Origin of the sequence: Micromonospora sp. NPDC005215 (assembly GCF_040607915.1) — a bacterium.
Classification (GTDB): Bacteria; Actinomycetota; Actinomycetes; order Mycobacteriales; family Micromonosporaceae; genus Micromonospora.
Window position 1 is genome coordinate 22,828 of sequence record NZ_JBEXHQ010000015.1, and the last position, 18,372, is coordinate 41,199.

The window sequence follows — 18,372 nt, forward strand, 5'->3', positions numbered from 1 at the left end:
GTCGCAAGATGTCGTGGTTGGCGCCAGACCCCGGAGCGGAGCGTTATTCGTCTGCCACCGTGCAGGGGCCGCCGTTCAGCGTGATCTCCTCCGGCAGTTGCGTGCCGGTGGCGACGAGCCCCAGCGACACGCTGCCGCCCGGCGGGATCACCGCGTTGCGACTGGTGTTGCGCACCCGCAGGTAGCTGTTGTTGAGACGGTCGACGACCTTCGCGCCCCAGATGCCGTGAACCTGCTGGCTGGCCCAGAACCGCCAGGTCATCGTCCACCCGTCGACCGTCGTGGTGCCGGTGTTCGTGACGACGAGGTGCGCCACGAAGCCGTCGGACCACTGCCGCACGACGGACCGGACCGCGCAACTCGGCGGCGGGGGCAGGGTGGTCACGGTGACCGGTGCGGACAGGGGGGACAGGTGGCCGGCCTCGTCGCGGGCCTGCACCACGAAGGTGTACGTGGTGTTCGGCGTCAACCCGCTGATCTGGGTGCTGTTGCGTCCGGGTGGGTACTGGTACACCTCACTGACCCGGGTGAGAGTGCCGCCAGCGCCGACCCGGAACACCTCATACCGTTCGAGGGCGACGTTCTCGACCGAGTGGGCCCATCGCAGCCACACCAGCGTTGCGGCGACGTCGTACGCCACCGGTTGGCCCGGCGCGCTCGGCGGTTGGTCGTCCCCCGGTGGCATGGTCAGCCGCAGGGTCGGGTTTGACACTGAGCTGTTGCCGGCCGCGTCCAGCGCCCACACCGAGAAGGTGTACGTGCGCGAGGGCCGCAGGCCGGTGATCCGGATGCTTGTGGTGTCTGTCGAATACTGGGCGCCGTTATCCTCGAACCGCGCGCCGACCGGGTAGCGGACCACGCCCACGTTGTCGGTCGAGGCCGCCCAGGTCAGCTCGACCCAGGTGGTGTCGACGGCGACGACCGTGATCGCACCGGGGGTGGTGGGACGCTCGGTGTCCGCCGCGGCGTACGCCGGGGTCGCGCCCGTCGCCACCAGGGCCGCCGTGAGCGTGCAGGCGGCCAGTGCGGCGGCCCTGGAACGGACGCCGCGCCACGGATGATCGCGCATGATGATCGCCTCGCCTTCGGGGTGACCGCAGCGGACCAGTCATCGACTGATGACGATGGTAGGTCAGTGCCGGTCGGGCCGCTGTCCCCTCAGCCGACGAGGCGGCGTTCCCAGGCCCACGCGGCGATCTCCACCCGGTTGCGGGCCTTGAGCTTCATCTGCACGCTGGCCAGGTGGGTCTTGACCGTGCCGACGGCGATGAAGAGCCCGGCGGCGATCTCGGCGTTGGTCAGGCCCCGCGCGACGAGCTTCACGACGTCGAGTTCCCGTGGTGACAGCCCGGTGTCGCCGCGCGCCGGGGCGGGCGAGCTGAGGTGCTCCAACAGCCGTACCGTGATGGAGGGGCTGATCAGCGCGTCACCGGACACGGCCGCGCGGACCGCCTCCACCAGCAGCGTCGGGCCGGAGTCCTTGAGCAGGAAACCGCAGGCGCCGTTGGAGAGCGCCGTGTGCACGTACTCGTCGAGGTCGAAGGTCGTCACCACGACCACCCGGATCGGGTCGGCGACGCCCGGCCCGGCGATCAGCCGCAGTGCTTCGAGTCCGTCGAGGCGGGGCATCCGGATGTCCAGCAGCACCACGTCCGGGCGCAGCCGCCGGGCCAACTCCACCGCGACAACCCCGTCGGCGGCCTCGCCGACCACCTCCATGTCCGACTGGGCCCCAATGATCATGCCGAAGCCGGTCCGGACCATCGCCTGGTCGTCGGCGATCAACACCCGGATCATCGCCCCACCGCCGTGCGCAGCGGAAACGCCGCATCGAGCACCCAGCCGCCGGCGACGCCGGGTCCGGCGGTGATCGTGCCGCCCAGGGCGCGTACCCGCTCGGTGAGGCCGATCAGGCCGAAGCCGTGCCGCCGGGCGGGCGCGGTGCGCCCGGCCGTGCCGTCGTCGGCGACCCGGACCAGCAACCAGTCCGGGGTACGGCGCACGGCCACGTTCACGGATCGGGCGTCCGGCGCGTGCTGGCGGGTGTTGGTCAGCCCCTCCATCACCACCCGGTACGCCGAGGTCGAGACCTCCACCGGCAATCCGTCCAGGTCGCCGTCGACGTGCAGGCGTGCCGGGGCGCTCGCCGTGCCGTTGAACCCCGCCAGCAGTGGCGGCAACTCGGTCACGCCGGCCAGTGGGGCCAACGGCGCGTCCGGCGGGGCGTCCGGGTTGCGCAGGATCCCCACCATCCGGCGCATCGAGGCCATCGTCTCCGTGCCGGCCCGCTCGATCTGCTCCAGCGCGACGATCACCCGACGTGGGTCCTGCTCGGCGACGAACCGGGCGCCCTGCGCCAGCACCACGATGCCTGTCACGTGGTGGGCGATGAAGTCGTGCAGGTCCCGGGCGAACTCCGCGCGCTGCTCGGCCCGAACCAGCGCGATCGTCCGATCCCGACCGGCAGCCATGATCCGCAGGTAGAGCCCCACCCCGGCGGCACCGGCCGCGGCGAGCACCTGGAGCAGACCGAAGATCACCAGCAGGTACGCGGTGCCGGAGCGCAGCGGCAACGCGGCGACGGCCAGCCCGACGGCCACCGCCGCCCACGGGGCGAGCCGGGGCGCGCCCCAGCGGGTGACCACGAAGACCACCCCGATCAGCCCGGCGGACTCGGCGAGCCCCCAGCTGCCGCCGATCAGGTAATTGCTGCCGGAGAGGACCCGGATGGCCGCGGTCACGGCCAGTGAGGCGCAGGCGAGCGCCAACGCGGCCAGCGGCACCACCCGCGAACCCACCCGGTGCACCGGCAACCAGAGCGGCACCGTCGCCACCGCCAGCCCCATGCGCACCAGCAGGAGCAGGAGAGCGGCCATGCTCTCGGGCGCGCCGAACCGGAGGTCGAAGAGGGCGAGCAGACCAAGGGCCAGCAGACCGGCGGCCTGGGCCAGGCGTACCCACCAACGTCGAAGATCCGGCGTGCTCATGGTGACCCAGCGTAGCCAGCGGACGGCACCGGCAGATCGGCCGAAAGACAGACCCGGCGCTGGCGATACCCGGCCGCCGGCCGATGCGCCCGCCCGCCGGTGGCGGCGACGCTGTCCGGGCCACATCGCAGCCACTGGAGGAACAATGACAACCCACGCCCCGCCGGAGACCAGCCACGCCGCGGTCGCCGCGGTCGACCTGGTGAAGGTGTACGGCAGCGGCGACACCGCCGTCCGTGCCCTGGACGGGGTCTCGGTCGGCTTCGGCCGGGCCGAGTTCACCGCCATCATGGGCTCGTCCGGGTCCGGCAAGTCGACGCTGATGCACTGCCTCGCCGGTCTCGACACCGCCACCTCCGGCCGCGTTTTGCTCGGCGGCACGGAGCTGACCGGCCAGTCGGACCGGACGCTGACCCGGGTCCGCCGGGAGCGGATCGGCTTCGTGTTCCAGTCCTTCAACCTGCTGCCGCAGCTCACCGCCGCCCAGAACATCACCCTGCCGCTGGACCTCGCCGGCCGGGAGCCCGACCGTCAACTGCTGGAGCACCTGGTGCGGGTGCTGGGCCTCGGTGACCGGCTCAACCACCGGCCCAGCGAACTCTCCGGCGGCCAGCAGCAGCGGGTCGCGATGGCCCGCGCCCTGGTGGCGCGGCCCGAGGTGGTCTTCGCCGACGAGCCGACCGGCAACCTCGACTCCCGCTCCGGCGCGGAGGTGCTCACCATCCTGCGCGACTCGGTCCGCGACCTGGGCCAGACCGTCGTGATGGTCACCCACGACCCGGTCGCCGCCGCGTACGCCGACCGGGTGGTGCTGCTCGCCGACGGCCGGGTCGCCGGCGAGATCGACAAGCCGGACCAGGTGTCGGTCACCGACGCGCTGCGTGATCTGGCGGCCCGCGCATGAGGGCGACGGTGCTGCGTACCCAGACGAGCGCCGCCGCCCGGCGGCCCGGCCGGCTGATCCTGACCGGTCTGGCGATCCTGGTCGCGTCCTTCGTCGTCTTCGGCGCCGTGTTGGTGCAGCAGATCACCGAGCGGACCGTGCGGGACAACCTCAGTGGCACCCCGGCCGTCACCGACCTGGTGATCGGCAGCGTCGACGTGCCGCCACCCACCGTCGCGGACGTGCGGCAGATCCGGGCCGTGCCCGGAGTGGCCGAGGCGGTGGCCCGGGTGGCGACCGGGGTCTCCATCGGCGAGGGGTACCTCAACCTCCAGTCCGATCCGGGGAGTGGCCCGCTGACCACGGTCCGGGTGATCGAGGGCAGCTACCCGGACCAACCCGGCGAGATCGCGATCACCCCGCGTACCGCCGAGCGGCTCGGGCTCTCGGTCGGCACCACCACCAGCGGTACCGGCGGTGAGGTCACCTCGCCCGCCCCACTGACCGTCACCGGCCTGGTCGACGCCGCCCGCGACGCCGGCTACGACGCGTACGCCCCGGACAGCGCCGTGATCGGCTGGGCGCGCCTGACGGCCGTGGAGCGCGTCGACGTGCGGGTGGCCCCCGGCACCTCGACCGACGCGGTCCGCCAACGGGTGACAGCGGCGGTCGCCGGCCAGCCGATCCGCTCCGGCGCGGAGGTACGTGAGGCCGAGGCCAACGCGGCGGCCCAACAGGTCGGAAAGCTCTTCATCCTGGTCGGCATGTTCGTCTCCATCGCGGTCGTCGCGGCGGCGCTGGTGGTCACCTCGACCTTCCGCATCGTCTTCGCCCAGCGGATGCGGCAGCTCGCGCTGCTGCGGGCCGTCGGCGCGGGTCGGGGCACCCTGGTGGGCGCGTTGACCGCCGAGGGCGCCCTGACCGGGCTGGTCGCCGGGGTCGTCGGGGTCGCCAGCGCCCTCACCCTCGGGTACGCGCTGCCGGCGATCCTGCGCGCCACCGGTCACGAGGTCTCCTCGCCGGGCCTGCCCCTGGCGGCGGCGGTCACTGTGGTGATCGGCGCCGTCGTGATCACCGTGCTGGCCGTGCTGGCGCCGGCGCTCTCGGCGGCCCGGGTCTCCCCGCTGGAGGCGCTGCGGACGGCGAGCACCACCGCCGGCCGGCGCGGCATCGGGGTGCTGCGTCTGATCGTCGGGCTGATCCTGGCCGTCGGCGCGATCCTGGCGGCGGTCGCGACGATCAGCCAGTTGCCGAAGCCGGACCAGTCGGACTACGACCCTTCGAGGCCGCTACTCCTGCTTGTCGCGTCCGGCGCGCTGGCGTTCTTCGCGCTGGTGACCCTCGGTCCGCTGCTGGTGCGTCCGGTGCTGGCCGTGGTGGGTTGGCCGCTGCGCCAGCTCGGGCCGCTCGGGCGGATGTCGGTCGGCGGGATCGGCGGGGCGCCGCGCCGGGCGGCCGCGGTCTCCGTCGTGGTCGCGCTGGGCGTGACCCTGATCTCCGGGGTGGTCATCGGCGGCGCGTCGTTGCAGATCCTCGCCGACCGCGAGATGGCGCTTGCGGCGCCGACCGACTTCGAGGTCACCGGCAACGGTGGGACGCTGCCGCCGGCCGTGGTGACCCGGGCCGAGGCGGCGCGCGGCGCACTGGCCCGGGTGGTGCCGTACCGGATGGTCGGCGACGCCACGCTGCTGCGCGCCGCCGACAAGCTCGGCGACGTCGAGTCCGGCTACCCGACCAGCGACCTGGACCTGGCGGCGTTACCGAGCACCGGTGACCTGGACGTCGCCCAGGGCACCCTGGCCGATCGTGGCCCGGGCCGGATCGTGCTCTCCAGCTGGGTCGCCCGGGACGCGGGTCTGCGGGCCGGCGACACCGTCACCCTCGCCGTCGCCACGGGCCGGGTCGACGTGCGGGTGGCCGCGGTCCTGCCCGGTGACGGCCCGCTGCACGCCGGCATCCTCGCCGATCCAGCCGACCTGGACCGGATCGGCGTGCCGGCCGCGTACACCGGTCTGCTGGCCGACGCGGCCGGCGCCGGCGAGGACGGTCGCACCGCTGGCGTGCGGGCGTTGCGGCAGGCGATCGGGGGCAGCGACGGGGTGGGCCTCGCGGTGCTCGCCGACGAACGGGACCGCAACGACTCGTTGGTGCGCACCCTGGTCTGGATCGCGGTGGGCCTGGTCGGCCTGACCGTGCTGATCGCTGTCGTCGGCGTGGGCTCCACGACCGCGCTGTCGGTGGTGGAGCGGGTCCGCGAGTCCGGGCTGCTCCGCGCGATCGGGCTGTCCCGGACCGGCCTACGCACGATGCTGACCGTCGAGTCCGGCCTGTACGGGGTGATCGGCGCGACCATCGGCCTGGTGCTCGGTATCCCGTACGCCTGGTTGGCGGTCCAGACCCTCGGGATCGAGGCGCCGCTGACCGCGCCCCTGCTGCCGCTGGCCGGGCTCTTCGTGGCCCTGGTCGGGCTGACCGCGCTGGCCGGGGTGCTGCCGGCGCGTCGGGCGTCGCGGGTCAGCCCGGTGGTGGCGTTGGGGGCCGACAACTGAGCGCCGTCGTGGGCCGGCACCGGAACGTGGTGCCGGCCCACGACGTCCTGGTCAGTTGGGGTTGTCGGCGTGGGTGAGCGTCTCCCAGGCGACGAAGAGGTTGTTCGTCGCGGCCGGACGTTGTTGCAGCGTGAGGGTCTGGGTGTTGGTCATGACGTTGCCCAACCGGGTGCTCATCGCGTTGAAGCCGACCTCGGTGATCGGGCCGAGGCCCCGGGTGAGGCTGCCGCCGCAGAGCCAGGACGGCGGCGCCTCGCCGAGCTGGTAGCGCGAGTGGAAGCCGAGCGCCTGCCGCAACCGCTCACCGACCTGTGGGTACAGGTCTCGTCCCTGGATGCGGGAGGTCTCCGCGACGTGCGAGATGGCGGAGATCCCGTATCCGGTGTGGACGAAGTCGCGGCACGTCTCCTGGGCGAGGCCGGCGACGAAGGTGGACTGGCCCTGCCAGTAGCCGATGATCTCGGAGCTGGTGTCCAGGCCGCTGCCGGGCACCGTGTAGGGCAGTGCGCCGTCGCTGGGCAGGTAGACGAAGGCCCGGGTGCGGTTGAGGAAGCGGGTGACCGCCGCGTCGTAGGCGCTCCGATCCTCCAGGAAGACGGCGATGCCGACGGCGGCCTCCATCATCGTCAGTTCCCAGTTGCCGTTGCTGTTGGAGCCGTTGCGCACCATCGGCAGGTAGACGGTGCGCAGCATGGTGGCGAACCGGTTGGCGTTGGGCCAGCTGGTGTACGTGTACCTGATGATCTCGGCGGCCCGGGGCCAGACCGAGGCGGCCCAGCCGGTCTGCAACGGGGCGTTGCTGCCGGTGTGCGCGGTGATCGTCGCCGACCACGCGTCCATGATCTGGATCGACTTCTGCGCGTACCGGGCGTCGCCGGTGACATACCAGGCGAGCGCGTCGGTGTACGCGGCGATCGCGTCCTCCCGCTCGTCGGTGCAGCCGTTGTTCGGGTTGGAGTAGGACCCGCACTCGACCACCGACCGGGGTGCCGGGGTGCGCGACAGGGAGGCGTACCGGCTGCCCATCATCTGGCTGTAGGCAGACGCCCACGGCTGTGCGCCGGCCTGCACCCGCGCGCGGACGAAGTCGAGCTGACCCCGGCTGACCAGCACGCCGGGGTGCGTGAAACCACCGGACGGGGGTGGTGTGGTGCCACCGCCGGTGGGCAGCGTCCAGGTCTGGTTGGCGGTGCCGGTGCAACTCCAGATCTGTAGCGGGGTGCCGTCGGCGGAGCTCTGGCCGGTCGCGTCGAGGCACTTGCCGGAGGTGGGGTTGACCAGCTGTCCATTGGTGGACGACCACTGCTGCGCCCCGGTGCCGTTGCAGTCGTAGATCTGCACCCGGGCACCGTTGGCGGTGCTGGCCGCGGCGATGTCGAGGCACCTGCCGAGCGCCCGGATCGTGCCGTCGTCGCCTACCGTCCACTGTTGCGCGGTCGAGCCGTTGCAGGTGTAGAGCTGGACCGCTGTGTTGTTGGCCGGGTTCGCGGCGGCCACGTCGACGCACTTGCCGCCGTACCCGGTGATGGTGCCCGTCGCGGCCGCCGTCGCGGGTGATGGGCCGACGACCAGGCCGAGCGGTACGGCGAGCACTGCCGCGGCGAGTGCGGAGGTCAGTCTGCTGCGGGGACGGCGGGGCGCGGGCCCGGCCAATCGTCGCGCCATGTCGGGGGTCCTTCCGGGGCGGCGAAACAACTGTAAAGTGTGTTAATCATTACAGCCATACGCACCGGTATCAATGTCTTCGCCGCCCCGGATACCGTTACGGGTGCATGGACGCACCCTTGAGCACCTTGTCCACCACGTTGCGCGGCGCGTGCAGCGCCAGGCCCACCAGGTCGAGCTTCTCCCGACCGACCGCCTGGACGGCGGCGCGGTTGTCCCGGTCGTTGCCGGTGGCGAACAGCTCGGACGTGAAGATCGCCATCCGCAACCCGCGGGCCAGGGCGCGCGAATGCGCGCCGACCAGCGCCGCCCGGTCCCCGGCGAAGACAAGCACCGGCTGGCCGAACATCGGCAGGTACGCGGTGCCGTCCGCGTCGCGGTACTCCTCGCCGAGCAGCTCCGGTACGGCGTTCGCGATGCCACTGACCAGGAAGGCCGTGACGTTCAGCCGCTGCCAGCTCGCCAGGTCGTTGCGGAGCAGCACGGCGATCTTGGTGGGAAATCGGATCGGTTCGGTCATGGCGTCGAGCCTGCCGACCTCGACGCCGGCCGGTCTTGTACGTTCTTAGCGTGGCCACCCGCCCGGCGGGCTCGCACGTCAGCGCGTGGCGACCCGCGGTAGCCGGGGTCGCCGAGGTCTTCCACGCCCATTTCGTGGACCACGCCTACCCTCGGCACATCCACCAGGTATGGACGCTGCTGATCGTCGACGACGGCGCCGTCCGCTTCGACCTGGACCGGCACCGGCACGGAGCGCTGCGGACGTCGGTCACCCTGCTGCCGCCGTACGTGCCGCACGACGGCAGCTCCGCCACACCGGACGGCTTCCGCAAGCGGGTCCTCTACCTCGACACCTCGGCGCTCGACGCCGAACTGGTCGGCCGGGCCGTCGACGAACCGGATTTGGCCGATCCGCAGCTGCGGGACCGGATCCACCACCTGCATCAGGCGCTCGCCGCACCCGGAGACGAGTTCGAGGCCGAGAGCCGCCTCGCGCTCATCCTGGACGGGCTGCGCCGGCGGCTGCGCCAGCGTCCCCCGGTCAGCGGCCGACCCGTCGGACGCGGCCTCGCGATCCGACTACGGGAGCTGCTGGACGCCCGGACCGTGGAGGGCGTCACACTGGGGGAGGCCGCCGAGTTGCTGCACGCCCACCCGACGCACCTGGTCCGGACGTTCACCCACGTGCTCGGCGTGCCACCACACTCGTACCTGACCGGTCGCCGGGTCGAGTTGGCACGTCGTCTGCTCCTCGCCGGGCAGCGGCCCGCCGAGGCGGCCGTCGCGGCCGGGTTCTTCGATCAGGCGCACCTCACCCGCCACTTCCGGCGCTACCTGGGCGTCAGCCCAGCCCGCTTCCCCGCCGGCAGGTGACCACGATCAGACGAGCTGGCCACCGATGACGGACAGCAGCCGCAGCTTCTCGTCGCTCTTTGAGCCGGGCACGGCGGTGAAGACCAGCAACGTCTGGGACTGGTCGGGGTCCACCAGGGTCTGGCAGTGCAGCTCCAACGCCCCGACGTCGGGGTGCAGGAAGCGCTTCGGCGGACAGTAGCCGGCCGGCACCGGGTGCTCCCGCCAGAGCTGGGCGAACTCCGGGCTCCTGGCCAGCAGGTCGTCGACGAGGGTCGCCGCCCGCGACCCCCGGCCGTCACGGGTGTACGAGGCGTGCAGGCTCGCCACGAGCAGGCGGCTCTGCGTGTGGTGGTCCTCCGCCGGGTGCAGCCGCCGGGCCGCCGGGTCGGTGAACCAGCGGTGGTGCGCGCTGCGGGCCAACCCGGTGTGCCGGGTCTCGTCACCGAGCAGGGCGACGGCCGGCGCGGTCTGCGCCAGGGTCTCGCCGAGGTGGTTCACCACCTGGGCCGGGGTGTCGTGCATCCGGTCGAGGATCCGCATCATCCCCGGGTTGACGTGGTCGGCCCGCACCGCCCGGTGGGGGATCGCGTGGCCGGCGAGCTGGAACAGGTGGTCCCGTTCGGCCAGGGAGAGCCGCAGGCCACGGGCCAGGGCGGCGAGCATCTGCTCCGAGGGGTGCGGCCCCCGCTGCTGCTCCAACCGGCTGTAGTAGTCGGTGGACATCCCGCTCAGCGTGGCGACCTCCTCGCGCCGCAACCCACCGGTGCGCCGACGCGGGCCACGGGGCAACCCCACGTCCTCGGGCTGGAGCGCCTCCCGTCGGGTGCGCAGGAAGCTGGCGAACTGGGCGCGGTCCACGGAGCCTCCGATCGGTGGGTGCCGGCGGTGAACCGGCACGTCAAGTGCAACGGGCGAGCCCGGCCGAGGTGTTCCGCCTCGGCCGCCGTGCCGATGGTCACCGCCTGATCGACATTCCGACGTCCGGCTCCAATGGGACGGCCGATCGGTTTTCGCCGCCGGGCGGTCACGAAACCCGGCGGCGAACCGTCACAACTGACGGTTAGTCTGCCAGCGCGCGTCGCCCCGGTACGTCGCGTCACGCGTCGGTGCGGGCGCGGCACGTCGCCACCACCCACCATTCGACGCTCAATCGACTTCAGGAGAGTTAGTGACACAGCAATCCGTCGCGACATCGGACAAACTCGACGCCGCGGTGCTCAAGGTGGCCGGCGTCGTCGTCCTCGGCGCGATCATGTCGATCCTCGACGTGACGGTGGTCAGCGTGGCGCTGCCCAAATTCCAGAGCGAGTTCGACGCGTCGTACGCCCGCGTCGCGTGGACGATGACCGCCTACACCCTCGCGCTCGCCACCGTGATTCCGCTCAGCGGCTGGGCGGCCGACCGGTTCGGCACCAAACGTCTCTACATGGTGGCGCTGGCCCTTTTCACCATCGGGTCGGCGCTCTGCGCCACGGCCGACACGATCGGTGAGCTGATCGGCTACCGGGTGCTGCAGGGCCTCGGCGGCGGCATGCTCATGCCGCTGGGCATGACCATCATGACCCGCGCGGCCGGCCCACACCGGATCGGCCGACTGATGGCCGTCCTCGGCATCCCGATGCTGCTCGGGCCGATCGGCGGCCCGATCCTCGGCGGCTGGTTGATCGACACCGCGAGCTGGCACTGGATCTTCCTGATCAACCTGCCGATCGGCGTCGTCGCCCTGATCTACGCGCAGATGGCGCTGCCGAAGGACGCCCCCGAGCCGTCCGAGTCGTTCGACTTCGTCGGCATGCTCATGCTCTCGCCGGGCCTGGCGCTCTTCCTCTACGGCGTCTCGTCGCTGCCGGAGGCGGGCACCTTCGCCGAGGCCAAGGTGTGGGCGCCGATGCTTGTCGGTGGCGCGCTGGTGGTGGCTTTCGTGCTCTACTCGTTCAAGCCCCGGCACCCGCTGCTCGACCTGCGACTGTTCCGCAACCGCAGCCTGACCATCGCGTCGGTGACGCTGTTCGTGTTCATCATCGCGTTCATGGGCGCCGGCCTGCTGTTCCCGAGCTACTTCCTCCAGGTGCGCGGCGAGACGACGCTGACCGCCGGTCTGCTGATGGCCCCGCAGGGCATCGGCGCGATGATCACCATGCCGATCGCCGGCACGTTGGCCGACCGGGTGCCGATCGGGCGGACCGTCCCGTTCGCGCTGGCGCTCATCGTCGTCGGGTTCTTCGGCTTCACCCAGGTCGACCCGCAGACCTCGTACTGGCTGCTCGGCGGGTCGCTGTTCGTGATGGGCCTGGGCATGGGCGGCACGATGATGCCGATCATGACCTCCGCGTTGCGGACGTTGCAGGCCCAGGAGGTGGCGCGCGGCTCGACGCTTGTCAACATCCTCCAGCAGATCGGCGGCTCGGTCGGCGCCGCCGTGATGTCGGTGATCCTCACCAACGAGCTGAACGGCTCCCGGCCGATCCCCGGCCTGGTGGACCCGAGCGGCAAGCCGATCACCGAGGCCGGCCTGGCCATCGCCTCCCAGCAGCGGCCGGAACTGCTTCAGCAGATGCCGGTCGACCCGTCGATCATCGAGCGGGGGCTCGACTTCGCCGCGAAGTCGTTCGCTACCACGTTCTGGGTCGCGTTCGCGCTTGTCGTGCTCACCTTCGTCCCGGCCGCTCTGCTGCCGCGCCGACGTCAGCCGGCGCAGCTCGACGACACGCAGGGCGAGCAGGTCAAGACGCCCGTCGTCATCCACTGAACGACCCGCCCGCCGCGCTCAGCACCTCCTACGGTGCTGAGCGCGGCGGCTGCGGTGGTGGGTCAGCGCGTGAGCAGCCCCACCACGGCCTCGGTGAACTCCGCCGGTTGCTCGATGTGGGCGAAGTGCCCGCTCTGCTCCAGCAGCACCAGCCGCGAGTCCTTGAGCCCCGCGTGCAACTGCTCGGCCCAGCGCGGGCCACAGATGAAGTCGTACGCCCCGACGATCACCACGACGGGCACGGTGATCTCAGCCAGGTTCTCCCGCACGTCGAAGGGCGTGGGATCCTGCGCGCCGGCCGGCGCCGACCAGATCCGGACGGCGGCCTGGAACGGGGCGAACTCGTCCTGTCGGCCCCAGAAGTCCGCGAAGTACACCGGAAGGGCGGCGCGCAGGGCGGCCGCCAACGACTCGTCGTCAGTGGCGGCACCGATCTGGCCGAAGGCCGCCGGGACCGCCGCCGCCTCGGGCCGGTCCGGGTGCCGCTGCGGGTACGCGGTCAGACCGGCCATCGCCTCGGCCCAGAACTCGCCGCCGGTGACGGGTGAGGTGTCGTACAGGGCGAGACCGGCGATCCGGTCCGGGTAAGCGAGCGCGTACCGCTGGACGACGAAACCGCCGTGCGAGTGCCCGAGGAGGTACACCCGGGGTTCGCCGAGGTGCTCGACGACGGCGTGCAGGAACCGGACGTACGTGTCGAGACGATAATCGGCGGGGTCGTCGAGACGCCCCGAGGCGCCCGTGCCCACCGGCTCGACGTACACCATCGTGAAGTGCTCTTCCAGGCTCGGCGCCCGCAGGTAGGCCCACTCGATGCCGGGGCCGCCGGAGTGCGCCACGCACACCGGGCCAGTGCCGGCGACGCGGTAGACCTGCCGGACGCCGTCGACGGTGAAGGTGTGGGCGCCCGGTGCGAGGGCACTGACGTCGTGGCTTGTGGAACCCATGAGCTATCTCCCGATCCGAGACCCGCGCGGCGTGTGCCGGCACGGCAACTGGTGCATGACGCGGACCAGATGCGTGGGTCGACGGAAAAGTTCGCTCGGTCGGGGAAGTTTTTTCAGACCAGCGCGGGGACGGGGTGGAAGAGGGTGAGTTGGCGCACCCGGCCCTCGCGCAGCACCTGCAACCACAGCGCCGCGGGTGGGCAGTGCTCCGGGTCGTCCGGCGGGCTGATCAGGTCGGTCTCCCAGATCAGCACGTCGCCACTGGCCACCACGTTGCGCAGCCGCTGGCGTACCCCGGCGGTCAGGTCGCGGTTCATGCCGTTGACCGCCAGGTCACGGCCACCGCGCGGGCCGCCCGGCACGATCATCTCGGCGTCCGGCCACCAGCTCTCGCGCACGACCCGGTCGAAGTCGCCGCCCATCGCCGTGGCGATCATGTCGCGACCCTCCCGCCACCGCGACTCGCTCGACGCGGCGACGTCGGTGTACGCGGCGCTCGCCGCCGTGCGGAGGCCGCCGGCGAGCGCACGGCGGGCGTGGCTGAGGCGGCTGCGGACGGTGCCGACCGGGACACCACACACTGTCGCGATCTGCTCGTAGGAGGACGCGTCGCTGAAGTAGCGCAGCAGCGTGACCAGCCGGTCCGGCTCGGACAACTGCCCGATGGCGTGCCACACCCAGTCGCGCATCGCGCCCCGGTCCAGTGCCTCCTCCGGGGTGGGTGTGTCGGCGGGGCCGGCGAACCAGTCCGGCTCGGCGACCGTGACGGCCCTGGGCCCGCGCAGTGTCATCCGACTGTTGTTGCGGACGATGGCACGCAACCAGGGGCCGACGGCGGCCGGGTCGCGGACCTCGCCGATGCGCCGCAACGCCACCACCATCGCGTCCTGCACCGCGTCCTCGGCGTCCGGTCCGTAGCCGAGGACGCTGAGCGCCACGGCCCGCATCTCGGCCTCGTGACGGGTCAGCAGCGCACCGAGCGCCGCCGCGTCTCCCGCCCGCGCGAGCACGACCAGCTCCACGTCGCTCTGCGTCACGCCCAGTTCCTCCCCGAAAAGCACGTTTTGCCGGCTTGCGCTCCATCAAGCGTACGGCGGGCCGGCGTGTCGATGCCCCGAGCGCTGGCCGCCTACGCTGCGGAATGGCTGGCGGCGCGGGTGGCCCGGGTGCCGATCTGCCGTAGGTGCGCGACCAATTCCGGCGGCTCGTGCACCTCCAGGTCGCAACCGAGGGTCAGCAGGCGCCACGCCAGCCACTCCAGCGTGTCGGCATTGCTGCGCAGCCGGCACGAGGTCGCGTCGATCGGCTCCAGCTCGACGCCGGCGCCACTGAGCGGACCCGCCATCCGCTCGACTGGCGCGTACAGCGTCACCACCGCTTGGTAGACGGGCGTCAGCTCAAGCAGCTTCTCCGTCATGAACGAAGCGGCGTCGGACGCCGGGAGGTGCCGGGCGGCGACCCGGACCCGGGTGGGCCGCAGGTCGGTGATCCGGTCGACCCGGAAGATCCGCCAGTCGTCGCGGTCGTTGTCGTAGCCCACCAGATACCAGCGCCGACCCGCCGACACCAGCTTGTACGGCTCGACGAGCCGTTCGGTGTCGACGCCGTCGCGACGGCGGTAGGTGAACCGCAGTCGCTCCTGGTTGTTGACGGCGGCGGCCAGTGCGCTCAGGTGCTCCGGGTCGACCGTCGGTCGGTCCCAGGTGAGCAGCGGTTCGGTGGCCGCCCCCAGCGCGCTGACCCGGTGCCGCAGCCGGGACGGCAGCACCTGTTCGAGCTTCGCCAGCGCCCGTACCGAGGCTTCCTCGATGCCGGCCACCGCGTGACCGGCGGCGGTGCGCAGACCGACCGCGATCGCCACCGCCTCTTCGTCGTCGAGCAGCAGCGGTGGCATCGCCTTGCCGGCGACCAGGCGGTAACCGCCGATCGCGCCCATCGTCGCCTGGACCGGGTAGCCGAGGTCGCGCAGCCGCTCCACGTCACGGCGGATGGTGCGCAGGCTGACACCGAGCCGGGCGGCCAGTTCGCTGCCGGGCCACTCGCGGGGCGTCTGCAACAGCGACAGTAGGCCCAGCAGTCGGGCGGGGGTGTCGGACATGGTTCCCAGAATGCCAGCGATGTGTGCCAGAAGCTGTCCTATATGGGCCGTAGCGTTTCCGGCATGACGCCCTTTCGCATCGACATCCCCCAGTCGGACCTCGACGACCTGCGTGACCGGCTCTCCCGAACCCGGTGGCCCCGCTCGTTGCCCGGCACCGGCTGGAGCCGCGGGGTGCCGGTGGACTACCTCCGTGAGCTGACCGACTACTGGGCAAGTGGTTACGACTGGCGGGCGCACGAGGCGCGTCTCAACGACTTTCCCCAACTCGTCACCAAGCTCGACGGCCTGGACGTGCATCTCCTGCACGTCCGCTCGCCGGAGCCGGACGCGCTGCCGTTGCTGCTCACGCACGGCTGGCCGAACTCCGTGGTCGAGTTCACCGAGCTGATCGGCCCGCTGTCCGACCCGCGCGCCCACGGCGGGGATCCCACGCAGGCGTTTCACGTGGTGGTGCCGTCGGTGCCCGGCTGCGGTTACTCGCAGGCGCCGCCGGCCGGGTTCACGATCGACCGGCTCGCCCGGATGTGGGCGGAGCTGATGGCCCAGCTCGGCTACCACCGCTACGGCACCCAGGGCGGCGACCTCGGCGCATACGTCGCGCCGCGGGTGGCGGCGGTGGCGCCGGAGCGGGTGGTCGGCGTACACATCGACGGTGGGTTCGGCTTTCCGACCGCCGCCGACGTGCCGGAGATGAGCACGGCGGAGCGCGCCGAGTGGGAGCTGATGCAGCGATGGATGAGCGGTGGCGTGGACCACCACGCGCTGCTGCGGGCAGCGCCGCAGACCTTCTCCTACGCCTGGAACGACTCGCCGGTCGGGCTGCTGGCCTGGATGATGCAGAAGTTCAAGGAGTTCACCATGACGGTGCCGACGCCAGAGCAAGCCATCGACCGGGACCACCTGCTCACCAATGTCAGCCTCTACTGGTTCACCGATACGTCGGGAACGTCGTCGTGGCCCATGTACGAGCGACTCACCATTGCCGATGATGGCGGTTTCGCATGGCCGACGGGCCAGCGGCGAGTGCCGTCCGGTGTGTACGGCGGCGGGTCCGCGCTGATGCGCCGCCTCGCCGAGCGGGACAACACCATCGTGCACTGGCCGCAGGGCAACCCGGGCAGCCACTTCGTGGCGATGGACGAGCCGTTGGCGCACGCCGCGGACATCCGCGCGTTCTTCAAGGGTCTGCGATGACCGAGCTGAGCTGGGCTCAGGTGTCCGTCCGACGTCTACAAACGACACCGGCTCTCCCCGTGGGCGGCGGACGCGGCACCGGACGCCGGGCGCGTCGCCGAGGTGGTGTCGACGATGTGCGGCGCGCACGCCCAGATTGCCTCCGCGGCCGAGCTGTCCGTCGGGCTGCGGGTGCCCGGCGCGACCCGCGCCCTGGTGCGCCGGGCACTGTGGACCGAACGCACCCTGGTCAAGACCCGGGGGCCGCGCGGAACGGTGCACCTGCTCGCCGCAGCGGACCTGCCGATGTGGGTCGGCGCGCTGTCCGCGTTGCCGGCGCCGTCCTGGGAGCGGAGTGTGGTCCTGCTGACGCCCCGGCAGACCGACCAGGTCCTCGCGGCCATCGCCGACGCGGTCGCCGAGGCCGACCTGACCACCGCCGAGCTGACCGAGGAGATCGTCGCTCGTACCGGCCCGTGGGCGGGTGATCCGGTCATGGAGGCGTTCCAGGACAAATGGCCCCGGTGGGTCGCCGCGATGCCCGCCGCCACCCGGGGCGGGGTGGTCTGCTTCGGCCCGAATCGCGGTCGGGTCACCACGTACACCAGCCCGGCCCGGTGGCTGCCCGACTTCGCGCCGATGCCCGGTCGCGCCGCCCTGGCCGCACTCGTCCGCAGCTACCTGTACGCGTACGGGCCGGTCACCCCTGGGCAGTTCGCCAGGTGGTTGGGGGTGCCACCGGACTGGTCGACGTGGCTGTTCGACTCGGCCGATCTGGCCGAGGTGACGGTGGAGGGCAGCCGGGCCTGGGTGGCCGCCGACGACACCGAGTTCCCCGCCGATCGACCATCCGGGGTGCGGCTGCTGCCCTACTTTGACGCGTACGCGGTGGGCTGCCACCCCCGCGAGCGGCTCTACCCCGGTGCCGCCGCCGAGCGGGCGCTTGCCGGTGGTCAGGCCGGCAACTACCCGGTGCTGCTGGTGGACGGGGTGGTCGCCGGCGTGTGGCACCAGCGTCGATCCGGGCGCACGATCCACGTCACCGTCGAGCCGTTGCGGACGCTCGGTGCCGCCCGGCAGCGGGAGCTGGCCGAGGAGGTCGAACGGGTCGGCGAGATCCTGGAGGGTAAGGCGTCGCTGACCATCGGCACCGTCAGTGTCGGACCGCACGCCTGAGACCACGCCGGCTCACCACCTGGGCGAAGATGAGGGCGTGGACATCGAACCGGTCGAGCACACACCCCGGCAGGCGTTCCCCTGGGCGGTCCTGCGGCAGCGCTGGGAGGACCTCACCTTCCTGCACTGGGCCGTCGCCCCGGAGGTCGTCGCGCCGCTGCTGCCGGCCGGCACCCGTCCGGACACGATGGACGGCGTGAGCTTCGTCGGCCTGATCGGCTTCCGGATGGTGGGGCTGGGCTTCGGCCGCGGTCCGGGTGTGCCGTATTTTGGCACCTTCGCCGAGACCAACGTCCGGCTCTACTCCGTCGACGACACCGGCCGGCGGGCGGTGGTGTTCCGCTCGCTCGACGCGTCCCGCCTGGTGCCGGTGCTGGTGGCGCGGGCGACGCTGCGTCTGCCGTACCTCTGGTCGTCGATGCGGCTGGACCACGACGGTGACCGCCGCAGCTACCGGTGCCGGCGACGCTGGCCCGGTCCGGCGGGTACGACGAGCCGGATGGCGGTGCGGGTGGGGGAGCCGATCGCCGACCCGACCCCCCTTGAGCACTTCGTCACCGCGCGCTGGGGGCTGCACACGCGGGCTCACGGGCGCACCCTGCACCTGCCGAACTGGCATCCGCGCTGGCCGCTGCACCGGGCCGAGCTGCTGCACCTGGACGACGAACTGGTCACCGCCGCCGGGTTACCGACACCGGTCGGGCCGCCGGTCAGCGTGCTCTATTCGCCCGGCGTCGGGGTCAGCTTCGGCCCGCCGGTGGCACTGCGGCGGCCCGGCTGAGCGGT

General features: G+C 72.1%; 16 protein-coding genes. 7 read left to right on the forward strand and 9 right to left on the reverse strand.

The window, feature by feature from the left end; genetic code table 11:
* Positions 1 to 43: 43 nt before the first annotated feature.
* The 3 genes from ABZU25_RS14030 to ABZU25_RS14040 all read right to left on the reverse strand — a co-directional run bounded on the left by ABZU25_RS14030 (position 44) and on the right by ABZU25_RS14040 (position 2,987).
* Positions 44 to 1,069, reverse strand: a complete 1,026-nt coding sequence (locus ABZU25_RS14030) for a cellulose binding domain-containing protein (protein WP_355029713.1) — start codon at positions 1,067 to 1,069, stop codon at positions 44 to 46.
* 89 nt (positions 1,070 to 1,158) lie between these two features.
* Positions 1,159 to 1,797, reverse strand: a complete 639-nt coding sequence (locus tag ABZU25_RS14035; protein WP_355029714.1) for a response regulator transcription factor — start codon at positions 1,795 to 1,797, stop codon at positions 1,159 to 1,161.
* On the reverse strand, positions 1,794 to 2,987 hold the full coding sequence (locus ABZU25_RS14040) for a histidine kinase (RefSeq protein WP_355029715.1): 1,194 nt from the start codon (positions 2,985 to 2,987) through the stop codon (positions 1,794 to 1,796). Before ABZU25_RS14040 ends, ABZU25_RS14035 begins: the two co-directional genes overlap by 4 nt.
* Positions 2,988 to 3,132: 145 nt before the next feature.
* Here ABZU25_RS14040 and ABZU25_RS14045 point away from each other — a divergent pair, with 145 nt between their 5' ends.
* On the forward strand, positions 3,133 to 3,891 hold the full coding sequence (locus ABZU25_RS14045; RefSeq protein WP_355029716.1) for an ABC transporter ATP-binding protein: 759 nt from the start codon (positions 3,133 to 3,135) through the stop codon (positions 3,889 to 3,891).
* A complete protein-coding gene (locus tag ABZU25_RS14050; RefSeq protein ID WP_355029717.1) occupies positions 3,888 to 6,419 on the forward strand; it encodes an ABC transporter permease in 2,532 nt (843 codons plus the stop codon). Before ABZU25_RS14045 ends, ABZU25_RS14050 begins: the two co-directional genes overlap by 4 nt.
* Positions 6,420 to 6,470: 51 nt before the next feature.
* Here the strand turns inward: ABZU25_RS14050 and ABZU25_RS14055 are convergent, their stop codons facing one another.
* The gene (locus ABZU25_RS14055) at positions 6,471 to 8,084 is read right to left on the reverse strand and encodes a ricin-type beta-trefoil lectin domain protein (RefSeq protein WP_355029718.1); all 1,614 of its coding nucleotides are present in this window, start codon (positions 8,082 to 8,084) and stop codon (positions 6,471 to 6,473) included.
* 97 nt (positions 8,085 to 8,181) lie between these two features.
* Positions 8,182 to 8,604 carry a DUF2000 domain-containing protein gene (locus ABZU25_RS14060; protein WP_355029719.1) on the reverse strand — a complete coding sequence of 141 codons (423 nt, stop codon included), beginning with the start codon at positions 8,602 to 8,604 and terminating at the stop codon, positions 8,182 to 8,184.
* Positions 8,605 to 8,654: 50 nt separating this feature from the next.
* Here ABZU25_RS14060 and ABZU25_RS14065 point away from each other — a divergent pair, with 50 nt between their 5' ends.
* The gene (locus ABZU25_RS14065) at positions 8,655 to 9,458 is read left to right on the forward strand and encodes an AraC family transcriptional regulator (RefSeq protein ID WP_355029720.1); all 804 of its coding nucleotides are present in this window, start codon (positions 8,655 to 8,657) and stop codon (positions 9,456 to 9,458) included.
* A 6-nt stretch (positions 9,459 to 9,464) separates the two neighbouring features.
* Here the strand turns inward: ABZU25_RS14065 and ABZU25_RS14070 are convergent, their stop codons facing one another.
* On the reverse strand, positions 9,465 to 10,298 hold the full coding sequence (locus ABZU25_RS14070) for a helix-turn-helix transcriptional regulator (protein ID WP_355029721.1): 834 nt from the start codon (positions 10,296 to 10,298) through the stop codon (positions 9,465 to 9,467).
* Positions 10,299 to 10,608: 310 nt separating this feature from the next.
* On the opposite strand from ABZU25_RS14070, the gene ABZU25_RS14075 reads away from it, so the two are divergent.
* Positions 10,609 to 12,189, forward strand: coding sequence for a DHA2 family efflux MFS transporter permease subunit (locus ABZU25_RS14075; RefSeq protein ID WP_355029722.1), 1,581 nt, complete (start codon positions 10,609 to 10,611; stop codon positions 12,187 to 12,189).
* A 62-nt stretch (positions 12,190 to 12,251) separates the two neighbouring features.
* Here the strand turns inward: ABZU25_RS14075 and ABZU25_RS14080 are convergent, their stop codons facing one another.
* From ABZU25_RS14080 to ABZU25_RS14090, 3 genes are all read right to left on the reverse strand, one after another.
* Positions 12,252 to 13,136 carry an alpha/beta hydrolase gene (locus tag ABZU25_RS14080; protein WP_355029723.1) on the reverse strand — a complete coding sequence of 295 codons (885 nt, stop codon included), beginning with the start codon at positions 13,134 to 13,136 and terminating at the stop codon, positions 12,252 to 12,254.
* Between the two features lie 113 nt (positions 13,137 to 13,249).
* On the reverse strand, positions 13,250 to 14,173 hold the full coding sequence (locus ABZU25_RS14085) for a sigma-70 family RNA polymerase sigma factor (protein ID WP_355029724.1): 924 nt from the start codon (positions 14,171 to 14,173) through the stop codon (positions 13,250 to 13,252).
* A 92-nt stretch (positions 14,174 to 14,265) separates the two neighbouring features.
* Positions 14,266 to 15,234 (reverse strand): YafY family protein, encoded by a 969-nt coding sequence (locus ABZU25_RS14090; protein ID WP_355029725.1) that lies wholly within the window; start codon positions 15,232 to 15,234, stop codon positions 14,266 to 14,268.
* 63 nt (positions 15,235 to 15,297) lie between these two features.
* On the opposite strand from ABZU25_RS14090, the gene ABZU25_RS14095 reads away from it, so the two are divergent.
* The 3 genes from ABZU25_RS14095 (at position 15,298) to ABZU25_RS14105 (ending at position 18,367) form a co-directional block, all read left to right on the forward strand.
* Complete coding sequence (locus ABZU25_RS14095) at positions 15,298 to 16,431, forward strand: epoxide hydrolase (RefSeq protein WP_355029726.1); 1,134 nt, start codon at positions 15,298 to 15,300, stop codon at positions 16,429 to 16,431.
* 114 nt (positions 16,432 to 16,545) lie between these two features.
* Positions 16,546 to 17,586, forward strand: a complete 1,041-nt coding sequence (locus ABZU25_RS14100) for a winged helix DNA-binding domain-containing protein (RefSeq protein WP_355029727.1) — start codon at positions 16,546 to 16,548, stop codon at positions 17,584 to 17,586.
* Between the two features lie 37 nt (positions 17,587 to 17,623).
* Positions 17,624 to 18,367 carry a DUF2071 domain-containing protein gene (locus ABZU25_RS14105; RefSeq protein ID WP_355029728.1) on the forward strand — a complete coding sequence of 248 codons (744 nt, stop codon included), beginning with the start codon at positions 17,624 to 17,626 and terminating at the stop codon, positions 18,365 to 18,367.
* The last annotated feature ends 5 nt before the right edge of the window (positions 18,368 to 18,372 follow it).